We start from the raw sequence: 24,586 nt of genomic DNA, 5'->3' as shown, positions 1-24,586 counted from the left end.
ACTGTGCAGCTGATTCCCTGCCCCTGGTGCGGTCCCCGCGAGGAGACCGAATTCCACTACGGCGGCCAAGCCCATGTCGCGTACCCGCAGGACCCGGCGGCGCTGTCGGACGAGGAGTGGGCGAAGTACCTCTTCTTCCGCGCCAACCCGAGCGGCCCGCTCGCCGAGCGCTGGTCGCACAGCGCGGGCTGCCGCCGCTGGTTCAACGCCGTCCGCGACACCCGCACCCACGAATTCGCGGCGGTCTACCGCCTCGACGAACCCCGGCCGGTGATCCCATGACCTTCCGCGTCCCCAGCGGCGGCCACGTCGACCGCGACACCCTGCTCCGGTTCGCCTTCGACGGCCGCGAACTCACCGGCCACCCCGGAGACACGCTCGCGTCCGCGCTGCTCGCCAACGGCGTGCACCAGGTCGCACGGAGCGTCAAGCTCGGCCGCCCGCGCGGCATCATGGCCGCCGGCGTCGAAGAGCCGAACGCGGTCGTGCAGCTGGAAAAGCCGTTCCCCGAGCCGATGCGGACCGCCACCACCGTCGAGCTGTACGACGGCCTGGTCGCGCGCAGCCTGTCCGGCCAGGGCCGGTTGGCGACCGAACCGGACCCGGCGCGGTACGACGCGAAGCACCTGCACTGTGACGTGCTGGTGGTCGGAGCCGGGCCGGCCGGTCTGGTCGCGTCCGTGACGGCGGCGCGGGCCGGAGCGCGGGTCGTGCTGGTGGACGACCAGCCGGAGCCCGGCGGTTCGCTGCTCGGCTCGAACGAGTACGTCGACCTCAAGCCCGCCGTCGAATGGGCGCGCGCGATCGCCGACGAACTCCGCGCGACCCCGGACGTGCACGTGCTCGACCGGACCACCGCGTTCGGCGCCTACGACGACGGGTTCGTCCTGGCATTGCAGCACCGCACGTCCGGCGCGGCCCGGCAGCGCGTGTGGCGGATCCGCGCGCGGCAGACCGTGCTCGCGACCGGCGCGCACGAACGCCCGATCGTGTTCCCGGACAACGACCGCCCCGGCCTCCTCCTCGCGAACTCCGCACGGACGTACCTGCACCGGTACGGCGTCGTCCCCGGCCGCCGCGCCGTCGTGTTCACCATGGACGATTCCGCCTACGCCACCGCGATCGACCTCGCCGACGCGGGCGTGGAAATCCCGCTGGTGGTCGACGTCCGCCCGGCCGCTCCGGAAAACTGGGCCGCCGCCTGTGCGGAACGGGGCATCGAAGTCCGCACTGGCGCGGCGGTCACTGGCACGGAGGGGACCGAGCGCATCACCGGCGTGCGCGTCGGCGGGGAACTGATTCCCTGCGACACGCTCCTGGTCTCCGGCGGCTGGACCCCGGCAGTGCACCTGTTCAGCCAGCAACGCGGTGCTCTGCGCTACGAACCCGCGCTCGGCGCGTATCTCCCGGACGGCGATCTCCCGACCGCACGCGTGGCAGGCAGCGCGAACGGCACTTTCGACTTCGCCGGCTGCGTGCGCGAAGGCCGCGCCGCCGCCGCGAAGGCCCTAGGCGAAGCACCGGAGGAGATCCCGCTCCCGGTCTCCGACGCCCGGCCGCGCGAGCTGGCTCCGGCCGTCGCATGGCAGATCCCCGGTCCGGAGTCCGAAGTGGACACCCGGTTCGTCGATCTGCAGCGCGACGCGACCGTCTCCGACATCCTCCGCGCGACCGGCGCGGGCCTCGCCTCGCTGGAGCACGTCAAGCGCTACACCACCATCGGCACCGCGCACGACCAGGGCAAAACCTCCGGCATGCTGGCGGCCGGGATCACCGCCGAAGCCCTCGGCGCCGACCTGGCGGACCGCCGTCCGACCACCTACCGCCCGCCGTACACGCCGGTCGCCTTCGCCGCGCTGGCCGGCCGGAACCGCGGCGAGCTGCACGACCCGGTCCGCGTCACCGCGCTGCATTCCTGGCACGTCGAACACGGCGCGGAATTCGAGAACGTCGGCCAGTGGAAGCGACCGTGGTACTACCCGCGGCCGGGGGAGGACCTGCCCGAGGCGGTCCGCCGCGAATGCATTGCCGCGCGCACCGACGTGGCCATGATGGACGGTTCCACCCTCGGCAAGATCGACGTGCAAGGCCCGGACGCCGCCGAATTCCTCGACCTGCTCTACACGAACCTGATGAGCACGCTCAAGGTCGGCCGGATCCGGTACGGCGTGATGTGCGGGGTCGACGGCATGGTGATCGACGACGGCACCGTGATCCGCGTGGCCGAGGACCGCTTCCTCGTCACCACGACCACCGGAAACGCCGCGATGGTGCTGGACTGGATGGAGGAGTGGCTGCAGACCGAGTGGCCGCACCTGCGCGTGTTCGCCACCTCGGTCACCGAGCACTGGGCCACCGTCGCGCTCGTCGGCCCGCGTTCGCGCGCGGTGCTGGCCGGGCTCGCTCCGGAGCTGGACGTCAGCAACGAGGCCTTCGGTTTCATGACCTGGCGCGACGCCGAGGTAGCCGGGATCTCCGCGCGGGTATGCCGGATCAGCTTCTCCGGCGAGCTGGCCTACGAGATCAACGTGCCGTCCTGGTACGGCCTGGCGCTCTGGGAAGCCTTGGCCGCGCGGGGAATCACGCCGTACGGCACCGAAACCATGCACGTCCTGCGCGCGGAGAAGGGCTACCCGATCATCGGCCAGGACACCGACGGCACGGTCACTCCTCAGGACCTCGGCATGAGCTGGGCGGTGTCCAAGAAGAAGGCCGACTTCCTCGGCAAACGGTCGTTTTCCCGGGCGGAAAACCTGCGCCCGGACCGCAAGCAGTTCGTCGGCCTGCTGCCGGTCGATCCGACCGTGCTGCTGCCGGAAGGCGCGCAGATCATCGAGACCGCGCACGTGCCGAAGCCGCCGGTCCGCATGCTCGGACACGTCACGTCCAGCTACCCGAGCGCCGCGCTGAACCGCACCTTCGCGCTGGCTCTCGTCCGCTCCGGCCGGGAACGGATCGGGGAGACGCTGTACGTCCCGGTCGGCGACGAGGTGGTGCCGGTGACGGTGACCGAATCCGTGCTCTACGACAAGGAGGGGACCCGCCGTGACGGCTAAGACCGTGTCTCCGCTCGCGGAGCACGCGGGCCTGCTCGCCAGCTGCGCACCAGCCGTGCTCGCCGAGGAACGCCCGTTCGTTTCGCAGCTGAACGTCCGCCTCCGCGAGGGCCACGACGCCGCGGCGGCCGTGCTCGGCGCCGCGCTCCCGGAGGCCTGCCGGTTCACCAGCGGTATCGGCGATGTCCTGTGGCTCGGCCCCGACGAGTACCTCGTGCTCGGCGCTCCCGAAGGCACCGAAGCCGCGCTGCGGGAAGCCATCACCGTCGGCGCGGTGACGGACGTGTCCGCGCAACGCACCACGGTGCAGCTGGCCGGACCGGCGGCCCGAGACGTCCTCGCGCACGGCTGCGCGCTCGACCTCTACCCCAAGGCCGCGCCGCCGGGCACCTGCGTCCAGACGCGGTACGCGCGCACCGGAATCGTCCTGCTGGTGCGGGAAGCGGACGAATTCACCGTCCTCGTGCGCCAGTCGTTCGCCCCCTATTTCGCCGCCTGGCTCGCCGACGCGGCGCTGGAGTACCGAGAGGAGGAGTCTTGACCCAGTTCACCTTGACCCTGCACTGCCCCGAGCGCTCCGGGATCGTGCACGCCGTCACCACGTTCCTCGTGAGCAACGGCTGCGACATCGTCGAGCATCAGCAGTTCGACGACGACGTGCACGGGGAACTGTTCCTGCGCACCGAATTCACCTGCGCCGGACCGGCCACAGTGGACGATCTCACCCGCGAGTTCGACCTCGTCGCCCGCGACTACGCCATGCGGTACCGGTTCTCCGACCGCACCCCGGACCGGCTGCTGGTGATGGTCTCCAAGGCCGGACACTGCCTCAACGACCTCCTCTTCCGCTGGCGGGCGGGCGCGCTCGGCGCGGAAATCGCCCTCGTCGCGTCGAACCACGAGGACCTGCGCCCGATGGCCGAGGCCGCCGGGCTGCCCTTCGTGCACATCCCGGTCACCCCGGCGACCAAACCGGAGGCCGAGCAGCGGCTGCTCGACCTGGTGCGCGAACACGACATCGACCTCGTCGTGCTCGCCCGCTACATGCAGGTCCTCTCCGACGAGCTGTGCCAGAAACTGCAGGGCCGCGCGATCAACATCCACCATTCGTTCCTGCCCGGGTTCAAGGGCGCGAAACCGTACGCGCAGGCCTACGACCGGGGCGTGAAGTACGTCGGCGCGACCGCGCACTACGTGACTCCCGAACTCGACGAGGGCCCGATCATCGAACAAGAGGTGCAGCGGGTCGACCATTCGCACTCGCCGCGCGCGCTCGCGACCGTCGGCCGCGACGCCGAAGCCCTCGCGCTTTCCCGCGCGGTGCGCTGGCACTGCGAGCGGCGCGTGCTCCTCAACGGCAACCGGACCGTCGTCTTCCGCTGACCTATCCCAGGGAGTTCTCATGACCCGTGTCGTGATCATCGGCGCCGGAATCGTGGGCGCGAACCTCGCCGACGAGCTGACCCTGCGCGGCTGGACCGACGTGACCGTGCTCGACCAGGGCCCGCTGCCGCTGACCGGCGGTTCGACGTCGCACGCGCCGGGACTGGTGTTCCAGACCAACCCCTCCAAGGCGATGACGGAATTCGCCGGCTACACCGTCGCGAAACTGCTCGACCTCGGCTGTTTCCACCAGGTCGGCGGCATGGAGGTGGCCAGCACCGCGGCGCGGTGGGAGGACTTGAAACGCAAGCACGGCTGGGCGACGTCGTGGGGCGTCGAAGCGCGGCTGATCGACCCGGACGAATGCGTCCGCCGCTGGCCGCTGCTCGACCGGAACCGCATCTTTGGCGCGTTGTACGTCCCGAGTGACGGGCTCGCCGTCGCCTCGCGGGCGGTGGACGAGCTGATCAAACGGGCTTCCTCGCGCGGCGCGCGTTTTGTCGGCTCGACGCGGGTGACCGGCATCGAGCAGGCGCACGGGCACGTCACCGGCGTCCAGACGGCCGGCGAGGTGCTCCCGGCCGACATCGTGGTGTCCTGCGCCGGGTTCTGGGGCCGGGAGATCGGCGAGATGGCCGGCATGACCGTGCCGCTGCTCCCGCTCGCGCACCAGTACGCGAAGACGGGCCAGCTCGCCGAGTTGGCCGGGGCCGACCCGGCGCACCCGGCGCTGCCGATCCTGCGGCACCAGGACCAGGACCTCTACTTCCGCCAGCACGGCGACCGGCTCGGCATCGGCTCGTACGCGCACCGCCCGATGCCGGTGGACAAGTTCGCCGAACCCGGCGAGGTGACCGCGTCCGCGATGCCTTCGATGCTGCCGTTCACCGAGGACGATTTCGCGCCGTCGTGGGAGGAAAGCAAGCTCCTGCTGCCCGCGCTCGGCCAGACCAAGGCGGAGGAGGGCTTCAACGGCATCTTCTCCTTCACCCCCGACGGCGGTTCGCTGGTCGGCGAATCGAGTGAAGTACGCGGATTCTGGATCGCCGAAGCCATCTGGGTCACGCATTCCGCGGGCATCGCGAAGGCGGTCGCGGAGTCCATTGTGGACGGCCGCGCCGAAACCGACCTGCACGAGCTGGACGTGCACCGGTTCGAGGACGTCCAGCTCGCCCCGGAGTACATCCGCGAAACCGCGCAGCAGAACTTCGTGGAGATCTACGACGTGCTGCACCCGCTGCAGCCGCGGCTTTCGCCGCGCGACCTGCGGGTCAGCCCGTTCCACGCGCGCCAGCGGGAACTGGGCGCGGTGTTCCTGGAAGCGGGCGGCTGGGAACGGCCGCACTGGTTCGAGGCCAACGCGTCCCTGCTGAAAGACCTGCCGCACGACTTCCTCCCGCCCGCGCGCGACGCGTGGGCCGGGCAGTTCCATTCGCCGATCGTGGCGGCGGAGGCCTGGCACACCCGAAACGGCGTCGCGATGTACGACATGACGCCGCTCAAGCGGGTCGAGGTCAGCGGACCGGGTTCGCTGGAATTCCTCCAAGGGCTCACGACGAACCAGCTGGCGAAGTCGGTCGGCTCGGTGACGTACACGCTGATGCTCGACGACGCGGGCGGCGTCCGCAGCGACATCACCGTGGCGCGGCTGGGACCGGAGCTGTTCCAGGCCGGCATCAACGGCAACATCGACGTCGCGTACCTGCGCAACCGGGCTCCGGAAGGCGTCCGGGTGGTCGACACGACCGGCGGCACCTGCTGCCTCGGCGTCTGGGGCCCGCTCGCCCGGGACCTGGTGCAACCGCTGTCGGCGGAAGACCTTTCGCACACCGGGCTCAAGTACTTCCGCGGCCGCCGCGCCCGGATCGCCGGGGTGCCGGTGACGATCCTGCGGCTGTCCTATGTGGGCGAACTCGGCTGGGAGATCTACACCTCCGCGGACAACGGCCAGCGCCTGTGGGACGCACTATGGCGCGCCGGGCAGCCGCTCGGCGTGATCGCGGCCGGGCGGGGCGCGTTCAACAGCCTCCGGCTGGAGAAGGGCTACCGGCTGTGGGGGACCGACATGACCACCGAACACGACCCGTACGAGGCCGGGGTCGGGTTCGCCGTGCGCCCGGCGAAGGGCGAGTTCGTCGGCCGGGCAGCCATCGAGGGCCGCAGCGAAGAAACCTCGGCGCGGCGGCTGCGCTGCCTCACCGTGGACGACGGCCGGACGGTCGTGCTGGGCAAGGAACCGGTGTTCGTCGACGGCGCCCCAGCGGGTTACGTCACGAGCGCCGCCTACGGCTACACGATCGGCCGCCCCATCGCCTACGCCTGGCTGCCGGGCACGACGGAGATCGGCGACCCGGTGGAGATCGAGTACTTCGGACGGCGAGTCCCCGCGACCGTGGCCGCGGAACCGCTCGTCGACCCTGGGATGGAGCGCATCCGGCGCTGAGCGAGAAGGAGATCGGCCATGCGGGACCAGATCGTGAGCGACTTCCTGAACACCCTCGCCCGGCCCGCGGTCCCGGCTCCGGCCGGGGCGACGGTCGCGGCTCTCGCGCTCGCCCAGGCGGCGGCGCTGCTGAGCCGGGCGGCCGGCGGCGACACCGAAGCGGACCACCTGACGCGGCACGCGTTGCGGCTGGCGGAGATCGACGCGCACGCCGTCACGCACGACGTGCCCGACCGCGCCCAGCCCGCCGCGGACGTGGTCGCCGCGGCCGGGGAGGTGGTCCGGGTGGCGGAACGCCTGCTGTCCACTGTGGACTCTCGTGCGCTGCCGGACGTCGCCGCGGCGGCGGAAATGGCCGGTTCCTCGGCGACGACCGCATGCGTCGCGGCCGAAGCCCGAAACGGTTTCGCGGCCGGCGCGGACGCGGTGGCCGAACGGGCCGCCCGGGTGACCGCGGCGGTCCGTTCGGGGGCGCACAGCGGGGGGTGACGGCAGCGGCGGCCGGGGAGTGGCAAGATCTGCGGTGTTCGCCAGGAGACCCGTCCCCGAGAACACCGCAGTGAGGATCGCCGCATGGCTGTGCCGCCCCTGCTCACGCTGAACAACTCGGTCACCGTCCCGCAGCTCGGACTCGGCATGTACCAGGTCCGGCCCGACCAGGTCGGCAAGGTCGTCGCGACGGCGTTCGAAGCCGGGTACCGCAGCCTCGACACCGCCGCGATGTACGGCAACGAGGCCGAGGTCGGCGCGGCGGTGCGGGAGTCCGGGCTGCCGCGCGAGGAGGTCTTCGTCACCACGAAGGTCTGGAACACCGACCACGGCTACGACAACACCCTGCGCGCGTTCGACCGCAGCGCCGAAGCACTCGGCCTCGGCCCGGTCGACCTGTACCTGATCCACTGGCCGAACCCGGAGCTGGACCGCTACGTCGAAACCTGGCGCGCGCTGGAACTGCTGCTGAACGAGGGCCGCGTCCGGGCGATCGGCGTGTCGAACTTCGGCATCGACCACCTGCGCCGCCTGCTCGACGAGACCGACGTGGTGCCGGTGGTCAACCAGGTCGAACTGCACCCGTGGCAGCAGCAGGCCCCGCTGCGCGAGTTCCACGCCGAGCACGGCATCGCGACCGAGGCGTGGAGCCCGCTGGCCCGCGGCAGGCACCTGAACGACCGGGTGATCACGGCGCTGGCCGCGAAGTACGGGAAGTCGCCCGCCCAGCTCGTGCTGTGCTGGCACCTGCAGCAGGGCATCATCGCGATCCCGAAATCGGCGACGCCGTCGCGGATCCGGGAGAACGCGGACGTGTTCGACTTCGAACTGGCCGAGGACGACCTGCTGGCACTGGCCGAACTCGACTCCTGAACGGGGCGACGCGGAGCCGGGCGGCGGCGTGCAGTCGGGGTCGTGAGTGCCTATGCCGGTTAGAACCGCGATAGGCACTCACGACGCCCGAGGCGCTCAAGCCCGCGTTGACGGCGAGGTGGCTCAGGCGGTCCGCTCGGCCCGGGCGCGGTCAGGCGGCGCGCCCGGCTGGCCCCGGATGCGCGACACCGCCCCAGCCCAGACGCGGGCGGGGGCGGTGTGCCGGGGTCAGGAAGCGCGGATGCCCGCCGCCGCGAAGTCGGCCAGCTGAGCCGGTTCCTTCAGGAACGCCCGGAAGCTCTGCGTCCCGCGCTGCTGCACCTCGTCGATCGTCTTCCCGGACAGGCCGACGAACGGGTAGTCCGCGGGCGGGCCGGAGCCGATCGGCATCGCGGGGGAGCCGATGACGTCCGGCTTGGCCTTCGAGAGCTGGGCGATCCAGTACGACGATTCCGGGATCCAGCCGTCGGGCAGGCCGCCGATCGCGTCGAGCGAGGACTTGCCGGTGAGCGCGTTCAGCACGTCGGAGGCGGGCTTGCTCTGCACGGCCACGTGCACGCAGCTGCCGTGCACCTGCGTCAGGTCCTGGTTCCAGCGCGCCGCCGCGGCCTCGACCGGCTTGGTGATCTGCGGGGTCACCACGATCCGGATGTCGGTGCGGCCGCCGTTGCAGCTCGCGGCCTGCGCCTCGGCGCGGTTGTTGAGCACGCTGTCGGCCCAGTTCCAGCCGACCACGCCGAGCGTGGCCAGCACCACGAACCCGAGGGCCACGAGAGGCCACTTCGCGATCCGCCGGCGAGGCGCCTTCTTGGCGACGATCCGGTGCGACCCGGTCGTCTCGCTGCGGCCGGCCGGCCGCTTCGGCGGATCGAGAGGGTGCGGCACCGGCTCCTCGGGCAGGCTGTGACGCCCCATCGTTGTCCTTTCGTGACATGCACAACACGCTCAGTTATGCAATCGAACCGTTATCACTCTATCAGGCCAGCGACCTGCAGTGAATACCGTTACGCAGAGTTGTCGGCTCCGCGGCCGGCCGACTCCGGCACGGCGTCCGGCGGCTTCGCCGGATCGGCGAGCAGGCCGCGGCAGAGGCCGATCAGGCGGGCCCGCAGCGGCGCGGCCCGCTCGGCGAATCCGGCCTGGGCGCGGGCGTAGGAGGCGCGCCCTGCGGCGGTCTCGATCGGCACCGGCCGGTAGCCGTAGTCCGCTAGATCGTACGGGCTGGCCCGCATGTCCAGTTCACGGACGTCCGCGGCGAGCTCGAAACAGTCGCCGACCAGCTCGGCGGGCACGAACGGATCGAGCTTGTACGCCCATTTGAAAAGATCCATGGTGGCGTGCAGGCAGCCCGGCTGCTCCAGCGCGACCTGCGATTCCCGCGTCGGCGCGAGCGTGTTCCGCGGCCGCGCCGGGCCGGTGAAGAACCGGAACGCGTCGTAGTGCCCGCACCGGATGTCCATCGACTCCACGACCTCGTCGGTCCCGGCCGAGCCGAGCCGCAGCGGGACCTGCGCGTGCCGCACCGAGTCCGCGGGCTCGCGGTAGACCATGGCCCATTCGTGGAGCCCGAAGCAGCTCAACCGCGGCGCCCGGGACGCCGTGGCCGTGAGCAGCTTCAGCACGAACTCCGCGGTGCGCGCCCGGCGGCCGGTGAACGCCGCCGGGTCGAGCAGCACCCCGGCCTCGGTCTCGACGTAGGCCGGACGGTCGAGGAACCGCCGCGCGGACGCGCCCGCGAGCACCACGCCCGGGCCCGGCTGCCAGCGTTCGAGATGCCCCGGCCGGTGCGAGTAGTAGGTGAACAGGAAATCCAGCACGGGATGCTTCTCGCCCCGCGCCCGGCGTTCCTGGTGCGGCCCGGTCCACGCGCGCATCCGCTCGGCGTGCGCTCGCTCCCGGGCCTGCCACTCCGCCTCGGCGAGCACGACCGTGCTCATGCCGCCACGTGGGTGCCGTCGCGCACGGTCCCCACGTATTCCTCGACGAGGTCCTCCAGCGCCACCACGCCGACGGCCGCGCCGGAAGCGTCGAGCGCCCGCGCGAGGTGGCTGCCTTCCTTGCGCATGGCCGAAAGCGCGACGTCCAGCCGCGCGTCCGACCGGAGTTCGGTGAGCGGCCGCGTCTTGTCGTCCGGAATCACCGTGCCGGGGTCCTGGCCGACGAGGTCCAGGACGTCCTTCACGTGGATGTAGCCGGTGAGCGAACCGTCGTCGGTGCACACCGGGAAGCGCGAGAACCCGGTGGTGGACACCGCGCGCTCGACGTCGCCGAGCGTCGGGCCGCAGGGGAGCGTCGTGAGTTCCGAGGTGGGCACCAGCACGTCCGCGACGGTCTTGGCGACCGACGACAGCGTCTGCGAAAGCCGCCGGTGCTCGGACTGGTCGAGCAGCCCTTCCTGGCGCGATTCGCTGAGCAGTTCGGCCAGCTCGTCCGAGCTGTACGCGGTCTCCAGCTCGTCCTTCGGCTCCACCTTCATCAGGCGCAGCAAGGAGTTCGCGACGAAGTTGAGGAAGGCGATGATCGGATTCGCCACCTTCACCCACGCCACGTGCACCGGCACGAGCCACAGCGCCAGCCGCTCCGGCTCGGCGATCGCCAGGTTCTTCGGCACCATCTCGCCGATCAGCACGTGCAGCATCGTGATGAACGCCAGCGCGATGGCGAACGAGATCGGGTGCAGCAGCTGGTCGGGCAGGCCGAGCAGGTCGAACAACGCCGACAGCCGGTGCGCGACCGCGGGCTCGCCGAGCCGGCCGAGCAGCAGCGAGCAGATGGTGATCCCGAGCTGCGCCCCGGCGAGCATCCGCGACACGTGCTTGCTCGCGTTGATGACGGTCTGCGCGCGGGTCTTCCCCTGTTCCAGCAACGCTTCCAGCCGGTCGCGGCGCGAGGAGATCAGGGTGAATTCCGCGCCCACGAAGAACGCGTTGGCCAGCAGCAGGACCACGACGAGGGCGATGTTCAGCCAGTCGCTCACGCGGTGACCTCGCGTTCGGCCGGGCGCACCTGGACCTCGGCGACGCGGTGCCGGTCCATGCTGGTGACCGCGAGCCGCCAGCCGTCGACCTCGACGGCGTCGCCCTCGGCCGGGATGGCGCCGAGCCGCTCCAGGATGAGGCCGGCGATCGTTTCGTAGTCGCCCTCGGGCATCCGGAAGCCGGTGATGTCGCGGACCTCGTCCGCGCGCAGCTGCCCGGACACGAGCCAGCGGTCCGCGCCGAGCTGCTGCGCGGCCGGGGCCTCGCGGTCGTCGTGCTCGTCGCGGACGTCGCCGATGATCTCCTCGACCACGTCCTCCAGCGTGACCAGCCCGGCGGTGCCGCCGTACTCGTCCACCACGATCGCGAGCTGGTAGCGCGAATCGCGCAGCCGGTTCAGCAGATCGTCGCCGGGCAGCGATTCCGGGACCGTCGGCACCGGCCGCATCGCCGACCGGATCCGGGTGGTCGCGCGGTCGGCGGCCGGGACGGCGAACGCCTGCTTGACGTGCACCGCGCCCTGCACGTCGTCGAGATCCTCGGTGTAGACCGGGAACCGCGAGAACCCGGTGCGCCGGGAGATGTCGATGAGGTCGTCGATCGTGTCGTCCACGGTGAGCGATTCGACCTGCACGCGCGGGGTCATCAGCTCGTCCGCGGTGCGGTCGCCGAAGCGCAGCGAGCGGTCCAGCAGCTCCGCGGTGGACGTGTCGAGTTTCCCGCTTTCCGCGCTGGAGCGCACGATCGAGCCCAGCTCCTGCGGCGACCGCGCCGAACGGAGCTCCTCCTGCGGCTCGATGCCGAACTTGCGGACGAGGAAGTTGGCGCTGTTGTTCATCAGCGTGATGAGCCAGCGGAACAGCGCGGAGAACCGGGCGTGGTAGCCGGAAACCGCGCGCGCGGTCGGCAACGGCCGCGCGATCGCGATGTTCTTCGGCACCATCTCGCCGAGGATCATCGACAGGAACGTGGCCAGCACCAGCGCGACCGCCACCGCGACCCCGGACGCCGCCGAAGCGGGCAGGCCCAGCGCGTCGAGCAGCGGGCGGACCAGGTCGCCGATGAGCGGTTCGGCGAGGAAACCGGTGACCAGCGTGGTGAGGGTGATCGCGACCTGCGCGCCGGAGAGCTGGAAGCTCAGCGTGCGGTGCGCTTTCTGCACCGTGCGCGAACGCTTGTCACCGACCTGGCGGACATCCGCGTCGACCGTGCTGCGCTCGAGCGCGGTCAGCGAGAACTCGGCGGCCACGGCGAGGCCGGTGCCGATCGTGAGGAGAAGGAAGAGCAGCACGCCGAGCACGGAAAGCAGGACGTGGATCACGGCGCACCGTCCGGGACGGCCGAGCGGACGGCGGGCGGGAAGCCGGGTCGGGCGGGACCCGGCCCGGTACTGTCACCGGGCGATGGCGCAGCGCGCACGGATGGAAGTCACTCCTCGCGAAACTGGTTTGTAGTGCGACGATGCCGACAATCGTACCGGGTCCGGGCGGCCGCGCCGCGATCGGACGCGAACCCGGCTCCGGTTTTTTCCTCCCGGCGGGGCGCCTGCGGCGGGGGAGCAGGCGCCGCCTCTGTCCACTGTGGCGGTTCGGCGCGGCCGGTCGGGAAGCTAGCTCCGCGCGCCCGGCCGGTGCCGCCGCACGGTCTCCTCGACCAGGTCCAGCACCGGCCCGAGGTCGTCGCCGGGAAGGCCCATCGCGAGGTGCGAGACCAGTCCTTCGAGGACGAGTTCCAGGAACGCGGTCAGCACGCTGACGTCGACGTCGTCGCGCAGGTTCCCGGCCTTGCGCTGCCATTCGAGCCGGTCGCGGGTGGCCTCGGTCAGCTGCTGGGAGCGTTCGGCCCACCGGCCGCGGAACTCCGGGTCGGTGCGCAGCCGCCGGGACACCTCCAGCCGGGTGCCGAGCCAGTCCGCCGGGTGTTCGCTGTTCCCGGCCAGCAGGTCGCGCATGACCTGGACCAGGCCCTGTTCGGCGACGACGTCGGCCATCCGCACCGCGTCGTCCTCGGCGAGGGCGAGGAACAGCGATTCCTTGTCGCGGAAGTGGTGGAAGATGGCCCCGCGCGACAGTCCGGTCGCTTCTTCGAGGCGGCGGACGGTGGCGCCCTCGTAGCCGTAGCGTGCGAAACACACGCGCGAGCCGTCGAGGATCTGCCGGCGGCGTGCGTCGAGGTGATCCTGGCTGACCCGTGGCATCCTGAAATCCTGACATCGCGGACCGGGTTCTCGCAATCCGTACGTACGTACTGTGACGTGACGGGGGAACGGACGCGCACCGGCGCCCCGCCGCGCGCTCGGCTGACACGGCCGGGCCGGATGACTACGCTGTGCGCAGCACGACCGCACCGCACGACGCGAGCACCGGAAAGGGAGCGGCCTTGGTCATCGGCGAGTCGGGCCGCGCGCGCGGCGGTTTCGCCATGGACGCGGCGGAGCTGACCGCCGTCATCCGGCTGTGGGAGGACCAGCTCGGCAAGATCGCCGCCGACGGCCGCGCGATCGACGAGATCCTGGCGGTCTTCTCCGCCCCCGGCTCCGACCCGGCGAGCGCGGAGTACGCCGCCGCCGGCGCGGATTCCCTGCGCACGCTGCGCGACCAGAACGAGGCGCTGCACCGCTACGCCGCCGGATACCTCGACAAGCTGCGCGCCGCGCGGGACCGGACGGCCGCGGCGGACCAGGCCGGCGCCGACCTCGGCCGCGGCCGGTAACGCGGACGAGCCCGGTCGCGCACGAAGGGAACCAGGTGGACGGCAAGCAGATCTTCGACAACTTCCGCGGCGGCGACACGTCCGGGTTGCGGGCCGCCGCGGCGAAGGTCCAGGAGCTTTCGGCGGCCTATCTCGAGCGCGCGCAGAGCGTGAAAGACCTGCAGGAGCGGATGGTGCGCTCGTGGACCGGCGACGCCGCGGACGCGGCGAAAGCGGGTGCCGGACCGGTCGAGGCCGGGTTCCGGGAGTCGGCCGATCCGCTCGACCTCACCAGCGCGTCGATGGACACCCAGGCCAGCAGCTTCGAAAGCTCGCGGCACGCGGTCGTCGACGTGCCGCCCCGGCCCGAACGGCCGCAGCCGTGGACCGGGCCGCTGCAGGCGGTGCTGCCCGCGTCGGCCGCCCCCGCGTCCTTTCAGGACAGAATCGACCGGTTCCACGGCGCGAACGAGAACAACGTGCGGGTGATGGAGCAGTACTACGGCGTCACGATGAACACGAAACGCGTGCTGCCGAAGCAATACGGCCCGATCGTCCCGGACAGCGCCCCGGTCCGCCGGACCTCGCCGGACAGCACGACGACGCAGGCCGCCGCGGGCCACGACCGGAACGGCCCCGGCGCCGCGGTGCTGCCCGCTCCGGTCAGCGAACCGTCCCAGCGCGGCGCGGGCCCGGCGGTCGGCGGTGCTCCCGCCGCGCAGGGCGGTCCGGGCGACGGCTTGCACTGGCGGCCGGATTATCTGCTCGAAGCCGATCCGGAGGGTGTGTTCGGCGTGGACGGTTCGGCGACCCCGCCGGTTCTCGGCGACGAGGAGGAGTAGCCGGTGGCCGATCCGGCGGGACGGGTGGATGTCCCGGTCGAAGCGCTCGCGGCGCTGGCCGAACGCGAGCAGGTGGGCCGGTTGCACGTGACGCTGCGGCCGGATCCGGCGTGGCTGTCGGAAACCGAGCGCGACGAAGCCGCCAAGCGGGTGGACGACGCGCTGGCGCTGGCCGGACTGGTCGACTCGCGCGGCCGGGCCACGGTGGACTTCCTCGACTGGCTGCCGCTGCTCGTGCGCCCGGTGGTCGAGTACTACGGCTGGGTCGCGACCGGCGACCGCACGTACGGGGTGCTCGCCGCGGCGAGCGGACTGCAGGCGGTGCTCGCGGTGTCGGACGGCGAACACGTCGGCGTCCAGGAGATCGACCGCGAACGCGTGCTGGAAACCCTCGTCGAGCAGCTGCCCGCGGTCGGCCCCGGCGGCGGGCACGAGCGCACCGTGCGCGTCGCGGACCTGACCGAAGCCGCGCGCCGCGGCGAGGAGGCTTTTCCGTTGGACCCGGTGCTGTCGGACGTGCTAACCCTGGTGCAGCGTCCGGTGCACGGCAGCGGAGAGCTGTACGCGGGACGACGCGACGACGTCGGCCGGTACGTCCGGCTGGAAGAACCATTGCACTACGCGGACACCGACTGGGGCCGGTACTTGAGCTACACCGTCGGGACCGGGCCGGACGCGGAAATCCGGATCGGGCCGGCCGGCCCGGCTGAACTGTGCGGTGCGCTGCGGGCTCTGGAGCGCACCCTGAACTGAGGGGAACGCCGTTGCGCTATCCGGAAATCGAGCCGTACGACAGCGGCCTGCTCGACGTCGGCGACGGCCACCGGGTGTACTGGGAAACCTGCGGCAACCCGGCCGGCAAACCCGTCGCGGTCCTGCACGGCGGCCCCGGAACCGGCTGCAGCGACGGAATGCGCCAGTTCTTCGACCCGGCGCGCTACCGCATCGTCCTGCTGGACCAGCGAGGCAGCGGCCGCAGCACCCCGCACGCGGGCGACACCGTCGACGCGCTGAAGGCGAACACCGCCGACCACCTGATCAGCGATTTCGAAATGCTCCGGGAAAAACTGGGCATCGAACGCTGGCAGCTCTTCGGCGGGTCGTGGGGCTGCGTGCTGGGCCTGGCCTATGCGGAAAAGCATCCCGGACGAGTGACGGAAATCGTCATGATGGGCCTGGCTACGGACCGCCAGGTCGAAATCGACCTGCTGACCGGCGGGCTGGCGGAAATGTTCCCGGAAGCCTACGCCCGCTTCCGGGATGGGGTACCGGAGTCCGAACGAGACGGCGACCTGGCAGCGGCCTATTACCGCCTGCTGACCGACCCGGACCCGGCAGTGCACGAGAAAGCTGCAAAAGATTGGTGCGACTGGGAATCCGCCATGCTCCCCGGCGTCCCGCCCTCCCCGAAATTCGAAGACCCCCGCTTCCGCCTGGCCTTCGCCCGCCTCGTCACCCACTACTTCTCCCAGGGTTGCTTCCTGGAAGACGGCGGAATCCTGCGGAACGCGGCAAAACTGTCCGGAATCCCCACCGTCCTGGTCCAAGGAATCCTGGACCTGAGCAGCCTGGCCGGCACCCCCTGGCTGCTGGAACGCGCCATCCCCGGCGCAGAACTGATCCTCGTCAACGGCGCAGGCCACACCACCGCAGTCCCCTCCATGGAAACCGCCCTGATCGCCGCCACGGACAAATTCGCCACCAGGTAGGCGAAACCTCAGCTTCACCACCCTAAAAACCGCCGCCGCTGCACCCAAACAGCGAGGCACCCACACCTCCCCCCGCCCCCGATACGAAGCCTCCCTGCGGTTCGGGGGTGCTTGTCAAGGCATCTTTCCCGCCTTGACAAGCACCCCCGAACCGTCAGCACAATCAAGCTTCGGGGGCCCCACGCAACCCACCACGAGCAATGTCGCCGCCAGGCGACGAGCCGCAGTCAGGGAATCATCAACGCAGGCACCCCAGCGCCGAGGGACTCCTCCGCCCGAGCAGCCCGGACCGCCTCCGCCTGCCGCAACGCGGTGACCCGAGGCGGAACCCGATCCAAATGCCACTCCGCCAGCACCAACGCCACCTTGGCCTGCATCTCCGTCCGCAACCGCAGGAACGAATCCGCCGGATCCGCCCCGACCTCGCCGAGCAGCAACCACCAAGCCCACGCAGCAGCCCCGGCATTGGCGATGAAGTCCGGAATCACCGCCACCCCGCGAGCCGACAACGCCGCCTCCGCCTCGGGAGTAGTAGCCGCATTCGCCGCCTCCACCACCACCTTGGCCTTGACGAGATTCTCGTTGTCCACCCGCAGCGCATAAGAAATAGCCGCAGGCACGAGAATATCCGCCTCCGCGGCCACCACCGCCTCCCGCGGCAACGCCTGCACCCCCTCCGGCAACCGTCCCCGGTCGACCTCCCCGAACCGGTCGCGCAACTCCAGCAGCGCCGGAATGTCCAACCCGTCCGGGTGGTACAACGTCCCAGCAGCATCCGCGACGGCCACGACCTTCATCCCCGCCTCATGCAGGTACCAAGCCGCGCCACCGCCCATCGTCCCGATCCCCTGAATCGCGACGGTCGTCTCCGGCACCGCCCAGCCCCACGTATTGGCGGCACCGAGACAAGCCTGCGCGACCCCATACCCCCCGATCACGTCCCCGAGCAACTGCCCGCCGGGAACCGGCGCGTTGAGCCCGGCCTGAACCCGCCGAAGCGTGCGAGCCGGATCGGCCGACCGGCGGATCGCGGCGTGGTACGACTGCTCCAGCCCCAGCTTCGCGAAAACCTCGTCGATGAGGTGCTGCGGCACCCCCAGGTCCTCCGCGGTCACCCAGCTGGAGTCCAGCCAGGGGCGCAGGAACTCGCAGAATCGCGTGAGCACGCCGGTCGCGCGCGGGTCCTTGGGGTCGAAGTCGATGCCGCCCTTCGCGCCGCCGACCGGGAGGTTGAACGCGGCCGTCTTGTTGGCCATGCCGCGCGCGAGGTCGGCCACCTCGTCGACCGTGCAGCCGGCGCGCATCCGCGTGCCGCCCGTGGCGACGCCGGAGACCAGGCTGTGCACGACCAGGTAGCCGTGCGCGCCCGTGACCGGGTCGGTCCACGTGAGCTTCATCAGCGGTTCGGCGATCCGCGGGTCCATCGAGCCACTCACCTCCTCGAGTCCTCGGCGGCGCGGTTCGCCGCCTGCTTCCGAGGGTGGGGCCGGAGCCGGGCCCGCGTCCATTTACCGAATGTGCACGAAGTTGTTTAGGGTTCGTACATGGAGCTTTCGTTGCACCGCTTGAGGATGCTCCGCGAACTGCACCGCAGGGGCACGGTCACCGCGGCTGCCGCGGCGTTGCATTACACCGCTTCGGCGGTATCCCAGCAACTCGCGCAGCTCGAACGCGACGTCGGCGCGAAGCTGTTCGAACGGCTCGGCCGCCGGGTGCAGCTGACCGAACTCGGCATCCTGCTCACCGAGCACGCCGAGGAGATCCTGGGCTCGGTCGAGCGCGCGACGCTCGCGCTGGAGGAGGCGCAGGGCACGATGTCGGCGCGGCTGACCGCGGGCGTCTGGGCGTCCGTCGCGTCCGGTTTGCTGCCGACCGCGCTCACCGCGCTGGCGGCGGACTACCCGGGAATCCAAGTGCGGACGAAGGAACTGGCCCCGGAGGCGACCGCGGACGCGGTGCGCGACGGCACGCTGGACCTGTCGTTCGTCATCGACTATTCGGATGCCCCGATGGAGTGGAGCGCCGGGCTGGAACGCGCGGTCGTGGCCGTGGAACGGCTGCACGCGGCGGTCCCGGCGGGCGCGCTGCCGTCCGCCACGGCTCCGCTCGACGCGCTGGCCGAGCACCCGTGGATCCTGGCGAGCCCGAAGTCCCATTTCGGCCGCGCGATCCGGATTGCCTGCCAGCGGCACGGTTTCCAGCCGAAAATCAACCACGAGGTCGAGGAGCAGTCGACGGCGATGGCGATGGTGGGCGCCGGGCTCGGGGTCACGCTGGTGTCCGATCTGGGGCTGCGGCTGCTGCGCCCGCCGGGGATCGACGTGGTCGCGCTGGCTCCGCCGCTGCTGCGGACGGTGTCGATCGCCTACCGCCGCACGGAGATCCGGCGCCCGGCGCTGCATCTGGTGGTGGGCGCGGTGCAGGAGGCGGCGGCGGAGCTGGGGCTGGGAACCGAACCCGCCCTGCCCTGACCGGAGTGTCCGGTCCGGGGTCCGCGGACGTCGTCGTTCGCGCCCGGTGCGGTGCGGGTCCGACCCGCGCTGCCGTGCTCCGGGGTGCCCCGGATGGAGCAGTCCGGCCGAGTGTGATCTGTTCGGCGAACTCCCAGGTCAACGCAGATTACGAGAGTATTGCCGCGCGGCGCTGAGCGTTCTCGGCCCTGTTTTTGTCGGACCCCGCGTGTAGCGTCGCGAAGCGACGAGGTCCGGCCCCCGGACCTCCCGATGGGGACGGCGACAGATGATTGCAGTGCACGACTTTCCGGACAGATCCGGGAGTGCGGCGAACCTGACGGCGCGGGTGCTTGCCGACCGCGCGGAGGGGGAGCGGTACGTCGCGTCGGTGTGTTTCAAGCACGGGCCGCCGAGACTGCTCGGGGTGGAACTGGAGTTCACCGTGCACCACTCCGGCGACCCGGTCCGCCCGCTCGACCCCGATGTCCTCGCCGCGGCGCTCGGCCCGCACACCCCGCGGACGCTGCGCCCCGACAGTCCCGCGATCCCGCTCCCGGCCGGCGCGCCGGTGAGCCTGGAACCCGGGTGCCAGGTGGAGATCTCCGCTCCGCCGCAGGCCTCGCTGCGTGCGCTGCACGCGGCTGTGGAGGCCGATCTCGCTCATCTCACCGGTCTTCTCGCCCGCCACGGCCTCGAACTCGGGACCGCGGGCATCGACGAACACCGTCCGCCCCGGCGCGTTCTGCGCACGCCTCGCTACGCCGCCATGGAACGCCGGTTCGCCCCGATCGGGGCGGGCGGCATCACCATGATGTGCAGCACCGCGGGCCTGCAGATCTGCGTCGACGCGGGCGAAGCCCATGAGGTCGCCGCGCGCTGGGCGGCCGCGCACGCGATGGGTCCGCCGCTGCTGGCGCTGTTCGCGAATTCGCGCGTGCACGCCGGAGCCGACACGGGATTCGCGTCGGCGCGCTGGCTCGCGGTGATGGAAACCGAACCGGTCCGCACGCAGTCGCCCGAGCCCGGGGAAGACCCGGCGCGCGCCTGGGCCCGCCGGATGATGGACACGCCGCTGATGGTGTTCCCGCGCGGAGAACGGCCGTGGGACGCGCCGGAGGGGCTGACCTTCGCCGACTGGATCAGCGGCCGGGGCGCGGCCACCGTGCTGCGCCGTCCGACCGTCGCGGACCTCGACTACCACCTCACCACGATGTTCACCCCGGTGCGGCCGCAGGGCTACCTCGAGCTGAGGTACCTGGACGGGCAGCCGCCGGGGGAATGGCTGCCGCCGGTCGCGCTGGTGACCGCGCTGCTGGCCGACCAGTCCACAGTGGACAAAGTGCGCGAGGTGTGCGCGCCCGCGGCCGGCCGCTGGGCCGACGCCGCCCGGTGCGGGATGGCCGACGCGCGACTGGCGGCGGTCGCCCGGGAACTGGTGGAGCTGGGCATCGCCGGGCTTCCGGCCACCGGGCTTCCCGGCGACACCGTCGCCCGGCTCGCCGCCGGGCTGCGCGCCCGGGCCGCCGGAGTGCCGCGCCAGGACCGATGAGCAGGACCGAGAACACCGCCGGGCCGGGCGCCCGGCGAACCGGACTCGAGGAGTCAGGAGCCATGAGCACCATCCCCGAACAGAACCCGTTGCTGGAGCTGAGCCCGCAGGACCTGCGGGCGCACGCGGCCGCCGCCCTCACCCGGGCGCGCGAGCGCAGCGTGGCCCTCACCGACGCGGTCGACGACGAAGACCTCGTGCGGCAGCATTCGAAGCTGATGTCGCCGCTGGTGTGGGACCTCGCGCACATCGGAAGCCAAGAAGAGCTGTGGCTGGTCCGCGACGTCGGCGGACGGGAGCCGCTGCGGCCGGACATCGACGACCTCTACGACGCCTTCCAGCACGCCCGCGCGGACCGTCCGGCGCTGCCGCTGCTCGGCCCGGCCGAAGCCCGGGCCTATGTGAAGGAAGTGCGCGAAAAGGCGTTCGACGTCTTGGAAACCGCGCCGCTGGAGGGCCGCCGGCTCACCGAGAGCGCGTTCGCGTTCGGCATGATCACCCAGCACGAACAGCAGCACGACGAGACCATGCTGGCCACCCACCAGCTGCGCAAGGGCGAACCGGTGCTGCACGCCCCGGAGCCGCCGCGCGCACCCGCGCGCAAACTGCCCGCCGAGGTGCTCGTGCCCGGCGGCCGGTTCACCATGGGCACCACCGCCGAACCGTGGGCGCTGGACAACGAACGCCCGGCGCACGAGGTCGACGTGCCTGCCTTCGTTCTCGACACCACCCCGGTCACCTGCGGCGCGTACGTCGAGTTCCTCGAGTCCGGCGGCTACCACGACCAGCGGTTCTGGAGCGAGCCCGGCTGGGCGTACCGGCAGGAGCACGGCATCACCGCGCCCCGGTTCTGGCACCGCGAACCGGATGGCTGGTGGCGCACCCGTTTCGGCGTGCGCGAACGCGTCCCGGAGAACGAGCCGGTCGTGCACGTGTCGTACTACGAGGCGGACGCGTACGCGCGCTGGGCGGGCAAGCGGCTGCCCACCGAAGCGGAATGGGAGAAGGCCGCCCGGCACGACCCGGAGAGCGGCCGGTCGCGGCGTTTCCCGTGGGGCGACGAGGAACCGACGGCCGAGCACGCCAACCTCGGGCAGCGGCACCTGCGCCCGGCCGAGGCGGGCGCGTACCCGGCCGGTGCGTCGCCGCTGGGCGTGCACCAGCTGATCGGCGACGTCTGGGAGTGGACGAGCACCGATTTCCACGGCTACCCGGGCTTCGCGGCGTTCCCGTACCGCGAGTACTCGGAGGTGTTCTTCGGGCCGGAGTACAAGATCCTGCGCGGCGGGTCGTTCGGCACCGACGCGGCGGCGATCCGGGGCACGTTCCGCAACTGGGACTACCCGATCCGGCGGCAGATCTTCTCCGGCTTCCGGTGCGCGCGCGATCCGCGGCCGGGCGAGGCGGGCTAGCCGGATGTGCCGTCATCTCGCCTATCTCGGCGCGCCGGCGTCCCCGGCGGAGCTGATGTTCGCCGCGCCGCACGCGCTGCTCGTGCAGTCGTACGCGCCGCTCGACATGCGCGGCGGCGGTTCGGTCAACGCCGACGGCTTCGGCCTCGGCTGGTACCCGGAACCGGGCGCGCCGCCGCAGCGCTACCGCCGCCGCGAACCGCTGTGGACCGACCAGACGCTGCCCGCGCTGGCCGCGTCGGTGCGCACCACGGCGTTCGTCGCGGCGGTGCGCAACGGCACCACCGGAATGCCGGTCACCGAAGCGGCCGCAGCGCCGTTCGCCGAGGACCGCTGGCTGTTCAGCCACAACGGCGTGGTCCGCGGCTGGCCTGGTTCGATGCGCGGGCTGGCCGGGCAGCTGGACGTCACCGAGCTGTTCACGCTCGAAGCGCCGACGGATTCCGCACTGCTGTGGGCGTTGCTGCGCGCCCGGCTGCGCGCGGGGGAGGAGCCGCTGGAAGCGGTGACCGGCCTCGTGCGCGAGGTCGAGGCGGTCGCCCCGGGCTCTCGGCTGAACCTTCTGCTCACCGACGGCGAACTGCTCGTCGGCACCGCTTGGACGCACTCGCTGTCCGTGCGCCGCACCGAAACCGGCGTGGTGCTGGCGTCCGAGCCGTGCGATCCGGACCCGGCCTGGACCGCCGTGCCCGACCGTCACGCCGTGCGCGCCACCGCGGCCGGCGTCGACGTCCTTCCCCTGACCCTGGAACGGAGCACCGTCCGATGACCGAAGCGGACCTGGAGAGCCATCGCCGCGACGTGACCGCCGAGTTGCGCGCGGACGTGCGCGAGGGGCTCACGGCCGACCAGAAATGGTTGCCGCCCAAGTGGTTCTACGACGCCGAAGGCAGCAAGCTGTTCGAGAAGATCACCGCGCTGCCGGAGTACTACCCGACCCGCAGCGAGCGCGAGGTGCTCGCGGACCGGGCCGGCGAGATCGCCGAACGCACCGGCGCGCACACGCTCGTCGAGCTGGGTTCCGGGTCGAGCGAGAAGACCCGGCTCCTGCTGGACGCGCTCACCGCGCACGGCACGCTGGAGGCGTTCGTGCCGATGGACGTGTCGGAAACCGCGCTCGCCGAGGCCGCCGCGGCGATCACCGCGGACTACCCGAAGCTCGAGGTGCGCGGGGTGGTCGGCGACTTCACCCAGCATCTGCAGCTGCTGCCCGGCACCGCGCCGCGGGTGGTCGCCTTCCTCGGCGGCACCATCGGCAACTTCCTGCCCGGCGAACGCGCCGAGTTCCTGCACTCGGTGCGGGACGTGCTCGGCGAAGGGGAGTGGCTGCTGCTCGGCACCGACCTGGTGAAGGACCGCGAAACGCTGGAGCGGGCCTACGCCGACGCGGCGGGCGTCACCGCGGCGTTCAACCGCAACGTGCTCCGCGTGATCAACGCCGAACTGGGCGCGGACTTCGACCCGGACGAGTTCGACCACGTCGCGTACTGGGACGCCGAGCACGAGTGGATCGAAATGCGGCTGCGCGCCCGGCATCGGACGGAGGTGCGCATCCCCGGCGCGGACCTGATCGTGCCGTTCGCCGAGGGCGAGCACATCCGCACCGAGGTGTCGGCGAAGTTCCGGCCGGACGGCGTCGAGGCGGAACTGAACGCCGCCGGGTTCGCGCTGGAACGATGGTGGACAGACTCACAGCAGCGGTTCGGGGTGAGTTTGGCAAGATCAGTGCGTGCGTAACCCTCTCGCGGCACTCGCCCGCAAGCTCGGCACCCAGCCCCGGCTGATGGGCGCCTCGCGCGCCATCATCGCGACCGACCGGCAGCTGCACCGGTGGTTCGGCGGCCGGATCAGCCTGGTCGGCCTGGCCGGGCTGCCGTCGCTGCGGCTCACCACCACCGGACGCCGCAGCGGCCTGCCGCGGAGCACGAACTTGCTGTACTACCCGCACGGCAGCGAGTTCGTGCTCACCGGCTCCAACTGGGGCCGCCCGAAGAATCCGGCGTGGACCCACAACCTGCGCGACAACCCGAAGGCGACGGTCGCGCTGCGCGGCCGCGAGATCGAGGTCAAGGCGCGGGAGCTGGAAGGCGCGGAGTACGACCGGATGTGGGCGGAACTGCTCGAATTCTGGCCGGGCTACGAAATGGAACGCGACGCGGCGGGGAGGGAGCTGCCGGTCTTCGTGCTGACCCGCTGCTGAGCGGGCCGGGAAGGGGCGGACGAATCTGCCGGCACCACGGCTGGTTCGAGCTGGACGAATCCCCGGCCGAGCCTGCCTGGGGCGAGGAGAAGTTCGACGAGCTGCTCGCGGGGGTCAGCGAGCGGGCAGCCGGTTCCTGTTCCGGTTCCGGCGAAGCGCGGATCAAGGTGGTCAACGGCAGGCACGTCCTGATACGGCATGCCGAACCATCGGGGCCGGGAAGGGCCCGATCTGCTCGAACTCCTGGAGCACGTCGCTTCCCGGCTCGCGCGGCCTCTTGTCCATCCGGGACGAGGAGCCGCCCGGATTCAGCGGCTACCGGGTCGGGTCGTACGGGGCGAGCTGACCTTCCGGTTCGCCCCGCTCCTCTCGCCGTTCCAGCCGGTCGTCGAGGATCCCTGAGCCGCACAGCGCGGTGCCGCTCCTTTCCGAACCCGCACTTCCTCCTTTTGGCCGGTGCCCGGCTTGGCCGGATTATGCCAGTCTCGGTGACGCCCCGTAATCAGAC

General features: G+C 71.5%; 23 protein-coding genes. 17 read left to right on the top strand and 6 right to left on the bottom strand.

The genetic code is table 11. The features are described 5' to 3' along the window. Window positions 1–3 precede the first annotated feature (3 nt). The 7 genes from F9C11_RS29340 to F9C11_RS29310 all read left to right on the top strand — a co-directional run bounded on the left by F9C11_RS29340 (window position 4) and on the right by F9C11_RS29310 (window position 8,244). Window positions 4–282 (top strand): sarcosine oxidase subunit delta, encoded by a 279-nt coding sequence (locus F9C11_RS29340; protein WP_409180584.1) that lies wholly within the window; start codon window positions 4–6, stop codon window positions 280–282. Beyond that, the gene (locus F9C11_RS29335; protein ID WP_409180583.1) at window positions 279–3,056 is read left to right on the top strand and encodes a 2Fe-2S iron-sulfur cluster-binding protein; all 2,778 of its coding nucleotides are present in this window, start codon (window positions 279–281) and stop codon (window positions 3,054–3,056) included. The genes F9C11_RS29340 and F9C11_RS29335 overlap by 4 nt, the downstream gene beginning before the upstream one ends. Beyond that, window positions 3,046–3,597, top strand: coding sequence for a sarcosine oxidase subunit gamma (locus F9C11_RS29330; protein WP_409180582.1), 552 nt, complete (start codon window positions 3,046–3,048; stop codon window positions 3,595–3,597). The genes F9C11_RS29335 and F9C11_RS29330 overlap by 11 nt, the downstream gene beginning before the upstream one ends. Continuing rightward, window positions 3,594–4,439 carry a formyltetrahydrofolate deformylase gene (gene purU / locus F9C11_RS29325; RefSeq protein ID WP_409180581.1) on the top strand — a complete coding sequence of 282 codons (846 nt, stop codon included), beginning with the start codon at window positions 3,594–3,596 and terminating at the stop codon, window positions 4,437–4,439. Before F9C11_RS29330 ends, purU begins: the two co-directional genes overlap by 4 nt. 19 nt (window positions 4,440–4,458) lie before the next feature. After that, window positions 4,459–6,882: an FAD-dependent oxidoreductase gene (locus F9C11_RS29320; RefSeq protein ID WP_409180580.1), complete on the top strand. Its 2,424-nt coding sequence runs from the start codon at window positions 4,459–4,461 to the stop codon at window positions 6,880–6,882. 18 nt (window positions 6,883–6,900) lie between these two features. Next, entirely contained in the window at window positions 6,901–7,371 is a 471-nt protein-coding gene (locus F9C11_RS29315; RefSeq protein WP_409180579.1) for a hypothetical protein, read from the top strand. 84 nt (window positions 7,372–7,455) lie between these two features. Continuing rightward, complete coding sequence (locus F9C11_RS29310) at window positions 7,456–8,244, top strand: aldo/keto reductase (RefSeq protein ID WP_409180578.1); 789 nt, start codon at window positions 7,456–7,458, stop codon at window positions 8,242–8,244. A gap of 228 nt (window positions 8,245–8,472) precedes the next feature. Here F9C11_RS29310 and F9C11_RS29305 read toward each other — a convergent pair whose 3' ends face one another. The 5 genes from F9C11_RS29305 to F9C11_RS29285 all read right to left on the bottom strand — a co-directional run bounded on the left by F9C11_RS29305 (window position 8,473) and on the right by F9C11_RS29285 (window position 13,419). Then, entirely contained in the window at window positions 8,473–9,159 is a 687-nt protein-coding gene (locus tag F9C11_RS29305) for a hypothetical protein (RefSeq protein ID WP_409180577.1), read from the bottom strand. A gap of 89 nt (window positions 9,160–9,248) precedes the next feature. Then, window positions 9,249–10,181, bottom strand: coding sequence for a 3-methyladenine DNA glycosylase (locus F9C11_RS29300; RefSeq protein ID WP_409180576.1), 933 nt, complete (start codon window positions 10,179–10,181; stop codon window positions 9,249–9,251). Further along, window positions 10,178–11,221: a hemolysin family protein gene (locus F9C11_RS29295; RefSeq protein ID WP_409180575.1), complete on the bottom strand. Its 1,044-nt coding sequence runs from the start codon at window positions 11,219–11,221 to the stop codon at window positions 10,178–10,180. Before F9C11_RS29295 ends, F9C11_RS29300 begins: the two co-directional genes overlap by 4 nt. Then, a complete protein-coding gene (locus F9C11_RS29290; RefSeq protein ID WP_409180574.1) occupies window positions 11,218–12,543 on the bottom strand; it encodes a hemolysin family protein in 1,326 nt (441 codons plus the stop codon). The genes F9C11_RS29295 and F9C11_RS29290 overlap by 4 nt, the downstream gene beginning before the upstream one ends. Before the next feature lie 288 nt (window positions 12,544–12,831). Beyond that, entirely contained in the window at window positions 12,832–13,419 is a 588-nt protein-coding gene (locus F9C11_RS29285) for a TetR/AcrR family transcriptional regulator (protein WP_037814298.1), read from the bottom strand. Between the two features lie 131 nt (window positions 13,420–13,550). On the opposite strand from F9C11_RS29285, the gene F9C11_RS29280 reads away from it, so the two are divergent. From F9C11_RS29280 to pip, 4 genes are read left to right on the top strand one after another with little or no spacing between them, the layout of a single operon-like run. After that, on the top strand, window positions 13,551–13,934 hold the full coding sequence (locus F9C11_RS29280; RefSeq protein ID WP_409180573.1) for a hypothetical protein: 384 nt from the start codon (window positions 13,551–13,553) through the stop codon (window positions 13,932–13,934). Window positions 13,935–13,969: 35 nt separating this feature from the next. Beyond that, on the top strand, window positions 13,970–14,755 hold the full coding sequence (locus tag F9C11_RS29275; RefSeq protein WP_409180572.1) for a PPE domain-containing protein: 786 nt from the start codon (window positions 13,970–13,972) through the stop codon (window positions 14,753–14,755). Between the two features lie 24 nt (window positions 14,756–14,779). After that, window positions 14,780–15,508 (top strand): ESX secretion-associated protein EspG, encoded by a 729-nt coding sequence (locus F9C11_RS29270; RefSeq protein ID WP_409186998.1) that lies wholly within the window; start codon window positions 14,780–14,782, stop codon window positions 15,506–15,508. An 11-nt stretch (window positions 15,509–15,519) separates the two neighbouring features. Then, on the top strand, window positions 15,520–16,464 hold the full coding sequence (pip, locus tag F9C11_RS29265; RefSeq protein ID WP_409180571.1) for a prolyl aminopeptidase: 945 nt from the start codon (window positions 15,520–15,522) through the stop codon (window positions 16,462–16,464). Between the two features lie 227 nt (window positions 16,465–16,691). On the opposite strand, the gene F9C11_RS29260 is transcribed toward pip, so the two are convergent. After that, entirely contained in the window at window positions 16,692–17,888 is a 1,197-nt protein-coding gene (locus tag F9C11_RS29260; RefSeq protein WP_409180570.1) for a Glu/Leu/Phe/Val dehydrogenase dimerization domain-containing protein, read from the bottom strand. 120 nt (window positions 17,889–18,008) lie between these two features. Here F9C11_RS29260 and F9C11_RS29255 point away from each other — a divergent pair, with 120 nt between their 5' ends. The 6 genes from F9C11_RS29255 (at window position 18,009) to F9C11_RS29230 (ending at window position 24,078) form a co-directional block, all read left to right on the top strand. Continuing rightward, window positions 18,009–18,935 carry a LysR substrate-binding domain-containing protein gene (locus tag F9C11_RS29255; protein ID WP_409180569.1) on the top strand — a complete coding sequence of 309 codons (927 nt, stop codon included), beginning with the start codon at window positions 18,009–18,011 and terminating at the stop codon, window positions 18,933–18,935. Window positions 18,936–19,203: 268 nt separating this feature from the next. Beyond that, window positions 19,204–20,466: a glutamate-cysteine ligase family protein gene (locus F9C11_RS29250; RefSeq protein WP_409180568.1), complete on the top strand. Its 1,263-nt coding sequence runs from the start codon at window positions 19,204–19,206 to the stop codon at window positions 20,464–20,466. A 62-nt stretch (window positions 20,467–20,528) separates the two neighbouring features. After that, on the top strand, window positions 20,529–21,878 hold the full coding sequence (egtB, locus tag F9C11_RS29245) for an ergothioneine biosynthesis protein EgtB (protein ID WP_409180567.1): 1,350 nt from the start codon (window positions 20,529–20,531) through the stop codon (window positions 21,876–21,878). Between the two features lie 4 nt (window positions 21,879–21,882). After that, window positions 21,883–22,647 (top strand): ergothioneine biosynthesis protein EgtC, encoded by a 765-nt coding sequence (egtC, locus tag F9C11_RS29240; protein ID WP_409180566.1) that lies wholly within the window; start codon window positions 21,883–21,885, stop codon window positions 22,645–22,647. Then, window positions 22,644–23,615 (top strand): L-histidine N(alpha)-methyltransferase, encoded by a 972-nt coding sequence (gene egtD, locus F9C11_RS29235; RefSeq protein ID WP_409180565.1) that lies wholly within the window; start codon window positions 22,644–22,646, stop codon window positions 23,613–23,615. The genes egtC and egtD overlap by 4 nt, the downstream gene beginning before the upstream one ends. Next, window positions 23,608–24,078 (top strand): nitroreductase family deazaflavin-dependent oxidoreductase, encoded by a 471-nt coding sequence (locus F9C11_RS29230; RefSeq protein ID WP_009078086.1) that lies wholly within the window; start codon window positions 23,608–23,610, stop codon window positions 24,076–24,078. Before egtD ends, F9C11_RS29230 begins: the two co-directional genes overlap by 8 nt. The last annotated feature ends 508 nt before the right edge of the window (window positions 24,079–24,586 follow it).

Origin of the sequence: Amycolatopsis sp. VS8301801F10, from assembly GCF_046195355.1 — a bacterium.
Taxonomy (GTDB): Bacteria; Actinomycetota; Actinomycetes; order Mycobacteriales; family Pseudonocardiaceae; genus Amycolatopsis.
Note: the sequence above shows the minus strand (reverse complement) of the source record. Positions and strands in the feature narration are given on the sequence as shown.